This window comes from Cryobacterium sp. AP27 (genome assembly GCF_056680495.1).
This window is the reverse complement of sequence record NZ_CM155285.1, coordinates 3,132,286-3,145,879: the sequence shown is the minus strand read 5'-3', so window position 1 is coordinate 3,145,879 and position 13,594 is coordinate 3,132,286. Positions and strand designations below refer to the sequence as shown.

Genomic DNA, 13,594 nt, shown 5'->3' with positions numbered 1-13,594 from the left:
CCCCTTACTGCGCGTGCGGATTCGACAGCCAGATGCCGTGGCCCATCCGTCGAAACAGCAGGGCCGCGACGATGGCGCCGACAAGGAAGAAGCCGGCGCCCCACCAGTACGCGGTGGCGTAGCTCTGGATGGCGGCTTCGGCCGCGACCGCGGCGGAAGCCGGGGCGTTGGCGACCAGGTAGTTGGTCGCGGCCGTCGCCGCAAGTGTGTTCAACAGGGCGGTGCCGATCGAACCACCCACCTGCTGGCTGGTGTTGACCATGGCCGAGGCGACGCCGGCGAACTGGCGGTCTACCCCCAGCGTCGCGGTCTGCATGGAGGCGGGCATGATCGAACCCATGCCGAAGCCGATGATCATGAGCGGAGGCAGAACATCGACGACATAGACGCTGTTCAGATCGAGGTTTGTCAGGTACACCATTCCGATCGCGCCGAGCATCATGCCGAACGGAACCATGACCTTGGGACCGAACCGCGGTACCAGCAGGTTCGTCGACAGCTGCGCGGCGAGCACCAGCATCCCGATCATCGGCAGGAACGACAGGCCCGTCTGCACCGGCGTGTAATGCAGCGAGGTCTGCAAATAGTAGGTCACAAACAGGAAGATGCCGAACATGCCGGCGCCGGCGATGAGTACCGAGATGTACGCGGCCCCGCGGTTGCGGTCAAGCACAATGGCCAATGGCAGCAGCGGATGCGCCGCCTTGCGTTGCCACAGCACGAAGGCGATCAGGAGCACGCCGGCCACGGCGAGCATTCCCCAGGTGAGAACCGAGCCCCAGCCATCCGTTTCCGCGTTGGAGAAGCCGTAGACCAGGCCGAAGAGCGCGCCGGAGACGAGCAGCGTCCCGGGAATGTCGAGCTTGGGTCTCGGTCCGGTACGGGCGATCTGCTTCACGAAGATGACGGCGCCGATGACCCCGATCACGGCGATGACCACGTTGATGTAGAGGTTCCACCGCCAGTCGAAGTATTCGGTGAGGTAGCCGCCGAGGAGCAGGCCCACCGCACCACCGGCACCGGCAATGGCGCCGAACACGCCGAAGGCCCGCGCGCGCTCCTTGGGAATGGTGAAGGTTGTCGTGAGCACGGCCAGGGCGGTGGGCGCCAGCAGGGCACCGAACGCGCCCTGCAGCGCGCGTGCGCCCACGAGCATCCCGAAGCTCCCGGCCGCGCCGCCGAGCGCTGAGGCCACGGCGAATCCGATCAGACCGATGATGAAGGTCTTCTTGCGGCCGATCAGGTCGGAGAGACGACCGCCCAGCAGCAGCAGGCTGCCGAAGGCAAGCGAATACGCCGTGACGATCCACTGGCGGTCACCGTTGGAGAACCCGAGGTCGGCCTGGGCGGAGGGCAGGGCGATGTTCACGACGGTGGAGTCGAGCACGACCATCAGTTGGGCGAGTGCGACGACGCTGAGGGTCCACCAACGGTGGGAGGGTGCCGGTGGCGAGCTGATGACGCTCGACGACGAGGGAAGAGTCTGTGACATGGATGCCACTCTATACGAAACTAGACAGTTTCGGATATGCTCGGTACCGGAATGAGTGCGGTAAAATGAAGGTCCGCTCACCGTCATGAACCCCGAGTCGAAAGGCAGCAGCAATGGCGCAGCTCGACCCCACCATGATCGCTGAGTCCCCGTCCCGACTCGGGCGCAAACGTGACCACAGCCGTGACTCCGACATCCTGGATGCCGCCCTCGCGATCCTGGCCGAGGTGGGCTACGACGGCATGACGATCGACATGGTCGCGTCTCGGGCCAAGGCCGGCAAGGCGACGCTGTATCGTCGCTGGGCCTCGAAGGGTGAACTGGTCATCGATGCCGTTGCCTGCATGAAGAAGATCGAGGTTGACGAGGCACAGCTGCCGGATACCGGCACACTGCGCGGCGATCTCATCGCCCTGATCAAGCCGCACTCCCTGGAAGAGGCCGAGAAGAAGCTACAGATCATGGCCGGGCTCGTCTCGATGCTCGCGAGCGCGCCGGAGCTCTCCGAGGCGGCGAATGCGGCCATCGTCGAGCCTCGGGTGGCGGTGAACCGGGTGCTGATGCGGAGGGCCGTGGACCGCGGCGAGATTTCGCCGACCTGCGACATTGAGACGCTCTCCCTGATCACACCCGCCATGGCCGCGTACCGCGTGCTCATTCTGCGCAAGACCGTGGACCGCGATTACATCATGTCCCTGATCGACGGAGTGATGCTGCCGGCCGTCGGGCTCGCCCCGCAGTAGCGGCCCGCGCCCGCTCAGTCCCAGAATCCGTGGTGGGCGACGGCGGCTTCGGCCTCGAGGAACGGTCCGAGAACGCGGATGTCGCGCTGGCCGCGCGCGAAGACCTCGCGGCACGGCATCGACATCGTGGGGTTTTCTGGATTGTCCCCGGTGAGACGCAGCAGCTCCCGCTCCGAGAGCGCATAGACCACCCGGCCGATCCCGGTCCAGTAGATCGCGCCGGAACACATCACGCACGGCTCAGCACTCGAGTAGAGGGTCGCGTGGGCCAGCTCCTCCGGCGTCGCGTGCAGAGACGCATCCGCAGCCGCCCGCAACTCGGCGTGCTGCGTCGGGTTGCCGCCCGGCGGCATCGAGTTGTTCTGCCCGACCGCCAGCACGACCTGATCCCGGCCCACCACGAGGGCGGCAAAGGGATGGCGACCGATGTTTCGCGCGTCCTCCGCGAGTGCGATACACCGGTGAAGGTGCTCGAGGTCTGCCGCTGTGGGTATGGAATCGTCTACGTCGGGCATTGTCATTCTCCGCTCAGATCGGGCGAGTCGATGGCCGTGGATCGGCTCAACCCGTCGCTGATGAGTCCGGCTGCCTGGTGCAGCACGGGAACAGCCCGGCGGCCGAACGACTCGTCGACTCGGGAGACCGGGCCGGACACCGAAATAGCGGTGGGGGTCGGCGCATCCGGAACGAGCACCGCATAGCAGCGGACGCCGATTTCCTGCTCATTGTCATCGATAGCGTAGCCGCGGGCGCGGATCTGTGCCAGGTCGGCCAGGAGGGCCTCAATGGTTCCGAGGCTCTTGTCGGTGGGAGTGGGCATGCCCGTCCGGCCGATGATACGGCGCACCGCGCTGTCATCGAGTTGAGCCAGGATCGCCTTGCCGACGCCGGAATCATGGGCGTGGACCCGCCGCCCCACCTCGGTGAACATTCGCATCGAGTGCGCCGACGGCGCCTGAGCCACGTACATGACCATATCCCCGTCGAGCATGGCCATATTGGCCGTCTCGCCCAGTTGGTCGACCAGCGAGGTGAGCTGCGGGATTGCGAGCGAGCCGAACTGGCGGGCGGCCGCGTCGCCGATCCGAATCAATCGGGATCCCAGGACGTAGCGTCGGTTGGGCAGTTGCCGGGCGTACCCGAGGGCGATGAGGGTGCGCAGCAGCCGATGAATCGTCGGGAGGGGGAGGCACGTCGACGCGGCCAGCTCGGAGAGTGTGGCGCCGTCGACGGCATCGGTGATGAGTTCGAGGAGCACAAACACCCGCTCGACCGATTGCACTCCGCCAGGCGTTTTCTCGGACATCTTCGAGTGCTCCCTCTCACGTCGCCGCCGGGAAAAACGACAATCTTATTCCGGATGGTGACAATCTCTGGTCGAGTATATGACCGCTGGCTTCGTGCAGGGCGCGGCGAGTCGTCCCAACTTCCATAGGGTAGATATTATTCTCCGTCATATGAAATAGTTAGCTCAGGTTTGGCCGTCCAGCGAGGGGCGTGTATCTCTCGGGCAATCGTCGGCACCGGCAGAGAAGAGGACCAACCATGGCCATCACAGTCACCGATGCAAAGCCCTTCCCGCGGGCGGATGAGATCCTCAGCGACGAGGCGCTGGCCTTCGTCGAAGACCTCCATCACCGCTTCAATCCGGCTCGACAGACCTGCCTCGCCGCACGGGCCGCCCGAATGACGGACGTGGCCGAGTCCGGCGGCCTCGATTTTCTGCCGGAAACTGCGCCCATCCGCCGCGCCGCCTGGCAGGTCGCCCCCGCGCCCACGGCCCTCCAGGACCGTCGCGTCGAGATGACCGGGCCGGCCTCGCCGATCAAGATGGCGATCAATGCGCTGAATTCCGGGGCCAGGGTGTGGCTCGCCGACATGGAGGATGCCAGCTCCCCTACCTGGTTCAACGTCGTCGACAGCGTCCTCAACCTGAAGGACGCCGCCGAGGGCTCCCTCTCTTATACGTCTCCGGACGGAAAGGAATACCGGCTCAGGGACGACGCCCCCCTGGCCGTGGTCGTTGCCCGCCCCCGGGGGTGGCATCTTCCGGAACGCCACATTCTCATCGACGGAGCGCCCGCATCCGGAGCACTCGTCGATTTCGGACTGCTCTTTTTTCATACCGCGCGGCGGCTGATCGCCAATGGCCAGGGCCCGTACTTTTACCTTCCCAAGATGGAGAGCCACCTCGAAGCTCGACTGTGGAACGAGATCTTCGTCTTCGCGCAGGACTACGTGGGTATCCCGCAGGGCAGCGTGAGAGCCACCGTTCTCATTGAAACCATTCCGGCGGCGTTCGAAATGGACGAAATCCTCTACGAACTGCGTGACCACGCCTCGGGACTGAACGCGGGACGTTGGGACTACCTGTTCAGCGTGATCAAGTATTTCCGCGAGGCCGGGGAGGCCTTCACGCTTCCCGATCGGGCCAGCGTGTCGATGACCGCACCGTTCATGCGCGCGTACACGGAACTGCTCGTGAAGACCTGCCACCACCGCGGCGCCTTCGCCATGGGCGGCATGGCGGCCGCGATTCCCAACCGGCGGGAGCCGCTCGCGACCGAGCAGGCGTTGGAGAAGGTGCGCGCCGACAAGACGCGCGAAGCCAACGACGGTTTCGACGGGTCGTGGGTCGCGCATCCGCAACTTGTTTCAACCTGCGCCGACGTCTTCGACGCGGTGCTGGGCGACCGGCCCAATCAGCTGGACCGTCAGCGCCCGGACGTGTCCGTCACCGCGGCGGATCTTCTGGACGTGGCCTCGGCCGGCGGGCAGGCCACCGAGGCCGGGCTGCGGTTGAACCTGAGCGTCGCGGTGACGTACGTCGCCGTCTGGCTTTCCGGCAACGGTGCCGTGGCGATCCACAATCTCATGGAGGATGCGGCCACCGCCGAAATTTCCCGCTCGCAGGTCTGGCAACAGATTCGGAACAACGTCAGGCTGGCCGACACCGGCAACGTTGTCACCCGCGAGCTGGTCACCAAACTCCTTGCCGAAGAAACCGACTCGCTGCGCGTGCAGGTGGGCGATGAGGCGTTCCGTGCCCACTACGAGCCGGCCAGCCAGCTGATCAAGGAACTCACCCTCTCCCCCGATTTCGCGGAGTTCCTCACCCTCCCCGCCTATGAACTGGCTGCCCGGCTGTGACGCCATTGGGCTCCCTGAGCAAGGCAGACCTCGCCCAGATCGAGTCACGACTCGCCGAAACCGACGAACTGCTCGACAAGAACTACCCCGGGGACGACGGCAGCCGACAGCCCGTGCACACGGTGTACGTTGCCGCCGACCGGTTCACGCCGGACCTCAGCGAACGCTGGGGCGCTGACGCCCTGGCGGCCGTGGCGGCCCAGGGCGGTCTCACCGGGCTCTGTAGTCGCCTCGGGCAGAGCGATGCCCTCGCGGATGCGGTGGCGTCTCGCGTGGCGGCGAAGCTGACGGCCGAGCCGATCGAAGATCTCCGAATCGACTTTGAAGACGGCTACGGCGATCGCGGAGACGAGACCGAGGATGCCGACGTCGTCGCCGCGGCCGGCCGGGTTGCCACGGCGGTGGCGGGCGGAAGCGCGCCGCCCTTCATAGGCATCCGTTTCAAGTGCCTCGAGGCGGCCACTCGGGCGCGCGGCCTGCGCACCCTGGACCTGTTTGTGTCGGGGCTCGCCGCGGCCGGCGAGCTGCCTCCCGGACTGATTCTCACGCTCCCCAAGGTGACGACGGTCGCTCAGGTGCAGGCCATGGACTTCGCGGTCGGTCGGCTCGAGGAGGTGCACGGCCTGGAGACGGGGCGGCTTCGGTTCGAGGTGCAAGTGGAGACTCCTCAGTTGATCCTTGGTGCGGACGGAACGTCACCGGTCGCCCGGCTCCCCCATCTCGTGCCCGGCCGCATTTCCGGTCTGCACTACGGAACCTACGATTACAGTGCCTCGCTGCAGATTTCGGCGGAATACCAGTCGATGGAGCACCCCGTCGCGGACTTCGCGAAGGAAGTCATGCAGCTGGCGGCGGCCGGCACGGGCATCCGTCTCTCCGACGGCTCGACCAACATTCTGCCCGTGGGCGAAGGGGCCGTCGAGGCCTGGCGAGTACATGGTCGACTGGTGCGTCGCTCCCTCGAGCGAGGCTTCTACCAGGGCTGGGATCTGCATCCGGCCCAGCTCCCCAGCCGGTTCGCGGCCACCTATGCCTTTTACCGGGAGGGACTGGACGCCGCAACGTTGCGACTGCGCCACTACACGGAACGGGCCCCGGGTTCCGTCATGGACGAACCGGCGACGGCACGTGCGCTGGCCGGATTCCTGCTCCGCGGGGTGCAGTGCGGGGCCATCGGATCCGACGAGGTGCATGCCCTGGCCGGGGTCGACCACGAACGGCTCGTTGCCCTCGCTCACCCACGATTGGCGACCGCGCGCCCCACGAAACGAAAGAATTGACGTCATGAGCGCCTACTACTCTCCGGATGGCGGTCTTCCGCCGCAGACCGCGCTGTTGACCGACCGAGCCGTGGTCAAAGAGGCCTACACGGTCATCCCCAAGGGGGTCCTCCGCGACATCGTCACGAGCAACCTGCCGGGCTGGGACAAGACCAGGTCCTGGATACTGGCCAGGCCGATCCCCGGGTTTGCCATGACCTTCTCCCAATTGATCGTCGAGGTGTCCCCCGGCGGCGGCAGCGGCCACCCCGAGGCCGAGGCCGGTGTCGAGGGCGTGATCTTTGTGACCCGCGGCGCCCTGACGCTCACCCTGGCGGGGGACGACCACTACATGGAAGCGGGAGGCTACGCCTACCTCGCCGCGGGATCTGACTGGTCGCTCCGCAACCCGGCCGCACACACCGAGACGGCCACGTTCCAGTGGATACGCAAGGCCTACGAACCGCTCGCCGGCTACCGGGCGACATCCTTTGTGACCCGGGAGCAGGACGTCACGCCGCGGTCCATGCCCGGCACCCGTGACGCGTGGGCGACGACCCGTTTTGTTGATCCGGATGATCTGGCTCACGACATGCACGTCAACATCGTCACGTTTCAGCCGGGGGGTACGATCCCGTTCGCGGAAACGCACGTGATGGAGCATGGCCTGTTCGTGCTCGAGGGCAAGGCCGTGTATCGACTCAACGAAGACTGGGTCGAGGTCGAAGCGGGCGACTTCATGTGGTTGCGGGCATTCTGCCCGCAGGCCTGCTACGCCGGCGGTCCGGGCGCCTTCCGCTACCTGCTCTACAAGGACGTCAACCGGCAGATCCGCCTCACGTGAGCCGCACCGGGCGACCGGGCGCACGCTCAGCAGAAGCCGGCAATCCCCTCCCAGGCGTTGCCCGCATCCGATGCGTCGTCGCGTTGCACTGTCGCCTCAATCAGCCCGTACGGACGGTCGGCGGCGAAGAAGACTTCGTTGGGATTGTCGAGTCCGAACGGGGACAGGTCGACCAGAAAATGATGCTTGTTCGGCATGGAGAACTTGATCTCGTCGATTTCGGGGTGGGCGTCCAGCACCTTCGTGCCCATCTCGAACAGCGTCTGCTGCAGGGCATGCGAATACTTTTCGCTGAACGCCTCGAGCAGCAGCGCCTGCACGCTGGCGTACATCGCGTTGAAGTCCAGCTCCGTCGTGTTGTATCGCCAGCGGGCCGCGACGTCCGTGGCCAGGATCCGGTCGGTCACTTCGGGAAGGGTCGTGTACCGGTCCCGAGGAAACCCCACAAAGCCGGATTCGGTCGATTTGAGCACGGTGAGGTTCTTCAACCCCCCGATCACGTGTGCCGTGGCACCGTCCCGCACGACAACCGCGGTGCGCACCGCCTGGCCATTGCGCACGAAGGAGTGCGGGTGGTCGGTTCCCCCGGCCTGGATCCGGTCCCAGGCGTAGGAATCGGCTTCCCAGCGCCCGCCATCAACCCAGTCGAAGCTGGAGGTCAGGTGCTCGGCCAGCCGAAGCAGGAACGCCTCCGGTGAACCAACGCCCTGCCGGGCCAGGGCGTAGACGGTGTTCTTCTGGGTGTCGGTCGCCACCACGTGGGCGTTGTCGCCGTCCCGATGAGCGGCCTCGAAGTCGCCGCGCAATTGCGACGTGACGTTGAGGTCTTCGATCTCGTGCCGATCGGTGTCGCGGGTGATTTTCACGAGGCGCACCTCCGCCTTGCCGAACTGGTTGGATCCGAGGATGATCCGGCCGTCGCCCGACACGTCAGCTCCCCTTGTACGTCGAAAATGTGAAAGGGGACAGCAGGAGTGGTACGTGGTAATGCTCCTCGCCCGCGGCGATCCGGAATGTCACGACGACCTCGGGAAAGAAGGTTGCGAGTCCACGACCGGCGAAGTACTCCCCGGTGGCGAACTGGAGCCGGTAGTTTCCGGGCGGCAGCGTATCCGGTCCGAGTGCGTTGACGCGGCCATCGGCGTCGGAGACGCCGGAGGCGAGCGGAGACCAACTGTCGAGCTCGGTGAGGAGGTCGACCCGGAGGCCCGCGGCCGGTCGGCCGGACACGGTGTCCAGGATGTGGGTGCTGACACAGGAACGACTCATGCGTCGATCTCCGAGCGCATGGACGCGTTGAATCGTTCAAGCAACATTGCCTGGTCCTTACGATCAATGCTGGCATCCACGGTGTAAGGGCTATACGGCGCCGTGCTTCCGTATCGTGGAACTGTTATTTCAGCACATTCACGAGTAAAACGCATCGGCCACGTGGTGTCAACGAGGGGCCACCCCTCCGCGTTTTTTCATTGGTCAGAACAACTATTCCAAAATACGTAGTGGATATTTTCGTGGACTGTTACTGTCGGTTTCAGTCCCGCCGGATCACGGTAGATCATGCGGCTCACGGCGCTGCTTCGTGGGCGATCCGGCTCCCCGCTACGGAGGAAGCCCCCCTGATGGATGCTATGAACCACGACGCGCTCGCCCTGGCCGAAGCCATCGAGCTGGCCACCGACAACGTCCGAAACGACGGCGGCCCGTTCGGCGCGCTGGTGGTCTCCGCAGACGGCAGGGTGTTTGAGGGCACGAACCGGGTGACGGCGAACCTGGACCCGACGGCACACGCCGAGGTGATCGCCATTCGGGCCGCCTGCCAGGGCCTCGGCACCTTCGACCTCAGCGGCGCAACGCTCTACAGCAGCTGCGAACCCTGTCCGATGTGTCGAGCGGCCGCCCTCTGGGCGCGCATCGGCACCGTTCGCTTCGCCGCCGACCGTCACGACGCGGCGGACGCCGGATTCGACGACGCAGCCTTCTACGACTACTTCGACCACCCCGCCGACGAGAGCAGCCTCATGCCGATCGTTCACGTGGCCCTGGATCGCGGCGCGGCGCTCAAACCGTTCAGGGCGTGGACCGAATCCGCCACCCGCATCCGGTATTGACCAGCAGCATGTGACAACGTGCGACCGCGGCGGGTCGTTGCCGTCGGCTTCATGTTCGGTGGGCGCACCAAGTAGCCGATGGCGTTAGGCTCGCCTCAGATGTACGTGACTGGGTGTCAAAGGGGAGACCACGTGAGGAAAACCATGGAACCGCGGAGCGTTACGGGTGCTCTCAGCGTCACGGTGAATGGGCACGTTCGGGACGTTGTCGGTGGCCGCGCGCACACCACTGCGCTGGAATGGCTGCGCGAAGGCGGCCTCTCCGGCAGCAAGGAGGGGTGTGCGGAAGGAGAATGCGGCGCCTGCGCGATCATGGTGGCGCAAGCGGACGGTGCCGGCGGCACCGCGTGGACGGCGGTCAATTCCTGCCTGCTCCCTCTGGCCGCCCTCGATGGACAGGAGATTGTGACGGCGGAAGGCCTGGCCGCGCCCGGCACCCTTCATCCGGTGCAGGTTGAACTCGCCGAGCGTGGGGGGTCACAATGCGGGTACTGCACGCCTGGTTTCGCCTGCAGCATGGCCGCCGAGTTCTATCGACGCGGCCGGGGAAGCGAGGCCCCCACCGACGCGACCGACCAGGGGGAGGCGTGCGGTGAACGTGGACCCAATGGCTTTGACCTGCACGCCCTGAGCGGCAATCTCTGCCGCTGCACCGGATACCGGCCCATCCGCGACGCCGCCTACGCACTCGGAGAACCGGAAGTCGGCGATGCCCTCGCCTCCCGCCGCGACCGGCCGTCGGCCGGCCCTGCCTCCACGGTCGTCAGGGCGCAAGATGGCACCTTCATCCGGCCGGCCACACTGACCGAGGCCGTTGACCTCCTCGCCGAGCACCCCGACGCCGTGATGGTCGCCGGGTCGACGGACTGGGGCGTCGACGTGAACCTGCGCGGGCTGCGCAGTCCCGTCGTCATCGCCATCGATGCCCTCACGGAACTGCGCGGGATCGACATCGGACCGGATTTCGTGCGGATCGGTGCTGCCGTACCCCTGTCGGAGGCGGAACGGACCCTGGCCGGCCGGGTGCCGCTGCTCGCCGGGATGTTCCCCCAATTCGCCTCTCGACTGATCCGCAACCGAGCAACGTTCGGTGGCAACCTCGGCACCGGCTCACCGATCGGCGACAGTCCCCCGGCGCTGCTCGCCCTGGACGCCCGTCTGGTGCTCGCGTCCAGCGCGGGTCAGCGCGAGGTCGCCCTGGAGGACTATTTCACCGGCTATCGCGAGACCGTGCTCCGGCCGGGCGAGCTCATCGTGGCGGTGCGCATCCCGCTGCCACTTGCCAGGCTGTGCGTCTTTCACAAGATCTCCAAGCGCCGCTTCGACGATATTTCGAGCGTTGCCGTTGCCGTCGCGATCGACGTGCAGAACGGCGTCGTTCGTGGCGCCCGCGTGGGCCTCGGTGGAGTGGCCGCCACCCCGCTGCGCGCGCGAAAGACGGAACGTGCCCTGATCGGCCGGCCGTGGATCAGCGAAACTGCGGCCGCGGCGGCCCGCGTTCTCGGCACGGAGGGCACGCCGATGGACGACCACCGGGCCACTGCCCGCTATCGCAGCGCCATGCTCGAGCAGGCCATGCTCAAGTTCTACTGCGATGTCGCTGAGGGCCAGGAGGTCGTCTCATGAGCAGTCTCTCTGCCCGCCCGGCGGCCGCGGCCGTCGGGCGCAGCATTGCGCACGAAAGTGCCGCGCAACACGCCACGGGCAAGGCCCTGTTCACCGATGATCTCACCGCGCACACGGTCGGCGTGCTGACCGCCTGGCCGGTGCAGGCGGGCCACGCGCACGCGCGCATCATCGGTGTGCGCACCGAGAATGCACTCCTGGTGCCGGGCGTCGTGCGGGTACTCACCGCGGCCGATGTGCCCGGAATCAACGATGCCGGCATCAAGTGCGACGAACCGCTGTTTCCGTCCGAGGTGATGTTCTTCGGGCAGGCCGTGTGTTGGGTTCTCGGTGAAACCGCGGAGGCCGCCCGGCTCGGCGCCGGCGCCGTCGAGGTCGACTACGCCGCACTGCCGTCCATCGTGACCGTGCCGGAGGCCATCCTGGCCGAATCCTTCCAGGGAATGAGCCGGACCGTGCACCGGGGTGACGCCGGTGCCGCCCTCGACGCCGCACCCCGGGTGTTCGAGGGCGTGACCGAGTTCGGCGGACAAGAACACTTCTACCTCGAGACACAGGCGTCCCTGGCCCAGATCGACGACGCCGGGCAGGTGTTCGTGCAGAGCAGCACGCAGCATCCGTCGGAAACCCAGGAGATCGTCGCGCACGTCCTGGGCCTGAGCAGCAACGCCGTGACGGTGCAGAACCTGCGCATGGGTGGGGCATTCGGCGGCAAGGAAATGCAGCCGCACGGCTTCGCCGCCGTCGCGGCCCTCGGCGCGCTCCTCACCGGCCGCCCCGTGCGCGTGCGCTTGAATCGCACGCAAGACCTGACCATGACCGGAAAGCGGCATCCGTTTCACGTCACGTGGCGGGTCGGCTTCAGCGACGACGGCCACATTCTGGGCCTGGAAGCGACCCTGACCGCAGATGGCGGCTGGAGCCTGGACCTGTCAGAACCTGTTCTCGGACGAGCGCTGTGCCATGTCGACAATGCCTATTGGATCCCCGACATTGACGTGCACGGCCGGATCGCGAAGACGAACAAGACCTCGCAGACCGCCTTTCGCGGCTTCGGGGGCCCGCAGGGCATGTTCGTGATCGAAGATATCCTGGGGCGCTGCGCCCCGGCCCTTGGCTTGCCCGCGGCGGTGCTGCGGCAGCGGAACTTCTACCGTCCCGGCCAGTCCACCCCCTACGGTCAGCCGGTTCGCCATGCGGAACGGCTGGAGACGGTGTGGGAGCAGGTGGCTACGACCAGCGATTTTGAGGCCCGCACCAACCAGATCGCGCTGTTCAACGCCGCGCACCCACATATGAAACGGGCGCTGGCCATGACCCCGGTCAAGTTTGGGATTTCCTTCAATTTTGCGGCGTTCAACCAGGCCGGCGCGCTCGTGCACGTCTACAAGGACGGGTCGGTGCTCATCAACCACGGCGGCACCGAAATGGGGCAGGGTCTGCACACCAAGATGCTCCAGGTCGCGGCGACCGCCCTCGGGATTCCCCTTGAGGCCGTTCGTCTGGCGCCCACCCGCACCGACAAGGTTCCCAACACGTCGGCGACTGCGGCGAGCTCCGGCACCGATCTCAACGGTGGCGCGGTGAAGGACGCGTGCGACCAGATTCGGTCACGCATGGCCGATGTCGCGGCCGGTCTGATCGGCGTGAACGCCCAGGACGTGCGTTTTGCACACGGTCAGGTCACGGGTCTGGGCAAACCGAACGCGGCGATTCTCAGCTTCGCCGAAGTGGCCGGCGCCGCCTACCTGCAGCGGGTGCAACTCTTCGCGGCCGGCTTCTACCGCACCGCCGGGCTGCACTGGGACCCGGAGTTGATGCAGGGTGAACCGTTCAAGTACTTCGCGTACGGCGCCGCCGCCACGGAGGTCGAGGTGGATGGCTTCACCGGGGCGTACACGATCCGTCGCGTCGACATCGTGCACGATGTGGGCGATTCCCTCTCGCCCATGATCGACATCGGCCAGATAGAAGGGGGCTTCGTGCAGGGAGCCGGGTGGCTCACGCTGGAAGACCTGCGGTGGGACGAAAGCGACGGCCCGGGCCGGGGGCGCCTCCTCACGCAGTCCGCCAGCACGTACAAACTGCCGAGCTTCTCGGAGATGCCGCAGGTCTTCAACGTCACCCTGCTGGAGCGTGCGACCGAGGACGGCGCGATCTACGGCTCGAAGGCGGTCGGCGAACCGCCGCTGATGCTCGCCTTCAGCGTGCGGGAAGCGCTCCGGCAGGCCGCAGCAAGCTTCGGGGCTCCCGGGCACAGCGTCGACCTGGCGTCACCAGCAACGCCGGAGGCCGTGTACTGGGCGCTGAACCGCGCACGTCAGGAGGCCGATCGCGACACCGTGCTCGCCCCGGCGCTGGCGGACGCCTGA

At 66.4% G+C, this 13,594-nt stretch carries 12 protein-coding genes; 7 read left to right on the top strand and 5 right to left on the bottom strand.

Annotated features, from left to right (window positions below):
* Nucleotides 1-4: 4 nt before the first annotated feature.
* The gene (locus AC1MB9_RS14915; protein WP_479962703.1) at nucleotides 5-1,492 is read right to left on the bottom strand and encodes an MFS transporter; all 1,488 of its coding nucleotides are present in this window, start codon (nucleotides 1,490-1,492) and stop codon (nucleotides 5-7) included.
* 113 nt (nucleotides 1,493-1,605) lie between these two features.
* Here AC1MB9_RS14915 and AC1MB9_RS14910 point away from each other — a divergent pair, with 113 nt between their 5' ends.
* A complete protein-coding gene (locus AC1MB9_RS14910) occupies nucleotides 1,606-2,235 on the top strand; it encodes a TetR/AcrR family transcriptional regulator (RefSeq protein ID WP_479962702.1) in 630 nt (209 codons plus the stop codon).
* A 14-nt stretch (nucleotides 2,236-2,249) separates the two neighbouring features.
* Here the strand turns inward: AC1MB9_RS14910 and AC1MB9_RS14905 are convergent, their stop codons facing one another.
* Nucleotides 2,250-2,750, bottom strand: a complete 501-nt coding sequence (locus AC1MB9_RS14905; RefSeq protein ID WP_479962701.1) for a nucleoside deaminase — start codon at nucleotides 2,748-2,750, stop codon at nucleotides 2,250-2,252.
* A 2-nt stretch (nucleotides 2,751-2,752) separates the two neighbouring features.
* Nucleotides 2,753-3,541: an IclR family transcriptional regulator gene (locus AC1MB9_RS14900; RefSeq protein ID WP_479962700.1), complete on the bottom strand. Its 789-nt coding sequence runs from the start codon at nucleotides 3,539-3,541 to the stop codon at nucleotides 2,753-2,755.
* Nucleotides 3,542-3,780: 239 nt separating this feature from the next.
* Between AC1MB9_RS14900 and aceB the strand changes: the two genes are divergently transcribed.
* From aceB to AC1MB9_RS14885, 3 genes are read left to right on the top strand one after another with little or no spacing between them, the layout of a single operon-like run.
* Nucleotides 3,781-5,385, top strand: coding sequence for a malate synthase A (gene aceB, locus AC1MB9_RS14895; RefSeq protein WP_479962699.1), 1,605 nt, complete (start codon nucleotides 3,781-3,783; stop codon nucleotides 5,383-5,385).
* A 5-nt stretch (nucleotides 5,386-5,390) separates the two neighbouring features.
* Nucleotides 5,391-6,665 carry a DUF6986 family protein gene (locus AC1MB9_RS14890; protein WP_479964665.1) on the top strand — a complete coding sequence of 425 codons (1,275 nt, stop codon included), beginning with the start codon at nucleotides 5,391-5,393 and terminating at the stop codon, nucleotides 6,663-6,665.
* Nucleotides 6,666-6,669: 4 nt separating this feature from the next.
* On the top strand, nucleotides 6,670-7,488 hold the full coding sequence (locus AC1MB9_RS14885) for a bifunctional allantoicase/(S)-ureidoglycine aminohydrolase (RefSeq protein ID WP_479962698.1): 819 nt from the start codon (nucleotides 6,670-6,672) through the stop codon (nucleotides 7,486-7,488).
* A gap of 26 nt (nucleotides 7,489-7,514) precedes the next feature.
* Here AC1MB9_RS14885 and pucL read toward each other — a convergent pair whose 3' ends face one another.
* The gene (gene pucL, locus AC1MB9_RS14880) at nucleotides 7,515-8,417 is read right to left on the bottom strand and encodes a factor-independent urate hydroxylase (protein WP_479962697.1); all 903 of its coding nucleotides are present in this window, start codon (nucleotides 8,415-8,417) and stop codon (nucleotides 7,515-7,517) included.
* A gap of 1 nt (nucleotide 8,418) precedes the next feature.
* Entirely contained in the window at nucleotides 8,419-8,757 is a 339-nt protein-coding gene (uraH, locus tag AC1MB9_RS14875; protein WP_479962696.1) for a hydroxyisourate hydrolase, read from the bottom strand.
* Between the two features lie 359 nt (nucleotides 8,758-9,116).
* Here uraH and AC1MB9_RS14870 point away from each other — a divergent pair, with 359 nt between their 5' ends.
* The 3 genes from AC1MB9_RS14870 to xdhB all read left to right on the top strand — a co-directional run bounded on the left by AC1MB9_RS14870 (nucleotide 9,117) and on the right by xdhB (nucleotide 13,594).
* Nucleotides 9,117-9,596 (top strand): nucleoside deaminase, encoded by a 480-nt coding sequence (locus AC1MB9_RS14870; RefSeq protein ID WP_479962695.1) that lies wholly within the window; start codon nucleotides 9,117-9,119, stop codon nucleotides 9,594-9,596.
* Nucleotides 9,597-9,740: 144 nt separating this feature from the next.
* Nucleotides 9,741-11,222, top strand: coding sequence for a xanthine dehydrogenase small subunit (locus AC1MB9_RS14865; protein WP_479962694.1), 1,482 nt, complete (start codon nucleotides 9,741-9,743; stop codon nucleotides 11,220-11,222).
* A complete protein-coding gene (xdhB, locus tag AC1MB9_RS14860; RefSeq protein ID WP_479962693.1) occupies nucleotides 11,219-13,594 on the top strand; it encodes a xanthine dehydrogenase molybdopterin binding subunit in 2,376 nt (791 codons plus the stop codon). The genes AC1MB9_RS14865 and xdhB overlap by 4 nt, the downstream gene beginning before the upstream one ends.

Coding starts and splice junctions, on each gene's coding strand:
- AC1MB9_RS14915 (WP_479962703.1), bottom strand. CDS start 1,492: ATGTCACAGACTCTTCCCTCGTCGTCGAGCGTCATCAGCTCGCCACCG.
- AC1MB9_RS14910 (WP_479962702.1), top strand. CDS start 1,606: ATGGCGCAGCTCGACCCCACCATGATCGCTGAGTCCCCGTCCCGACTC.
- AC1MB9_RS14905 (WP_479962701.1), bottom strand. CDS start 2,750: ATGCCCGACGTAGACGATTCCATACCCACAGCGGCAGACCTCGAGCAC.
- AC1MB9_RS14900 (WP_479962700.1), bottom strand. CDS start 3,541: ATGTCCGAGAAAACGCCTGGCGGAGTGCAATCGGTCGAGCGGGTGTTT.
- aceB (WP_479962699.1), top strand. CDS start 3,781: ATGGCCATCACAGTCACCGATGCAAAGCCCTTCCCGCGGGCGGATGAG.
- AC1MB9_RS14885 (WP_479962698.1), top strand. CDS start 6,670: ATGAGCGCCTACTACTCTCCGGATGGCGGTCTTCCGCCGCAGACCGCG.
- uraH (WP_479962696.1), bottom strand. CDS start 8,757: ATGAGTCGTTCCTGTGTCAGCACCCACATCCTGGACACCGTGTCCGGC.
- AC1MB9_RS14870 (WP_479962695.1), top strand. CDS start 9,117: ATGAACCACGACGCGCTCGCCCTGGCCGAAGCCATCGAGCTGGCCACC.
- AC1MB9_RS14865 (WP_479962694.1), top strand. CDS start 9,741: ATGGAACCGCGGAGCGTTACGGGTGCTCTCAGCGTCACGGTGAATGGG.
- xdhB (WP_479962693.1), top strand. CDS start 11,219: ATGAGCAGTCTCTCTGCCCGCCCGGCGGCCGCGGCCGTCGGGCGCAGC.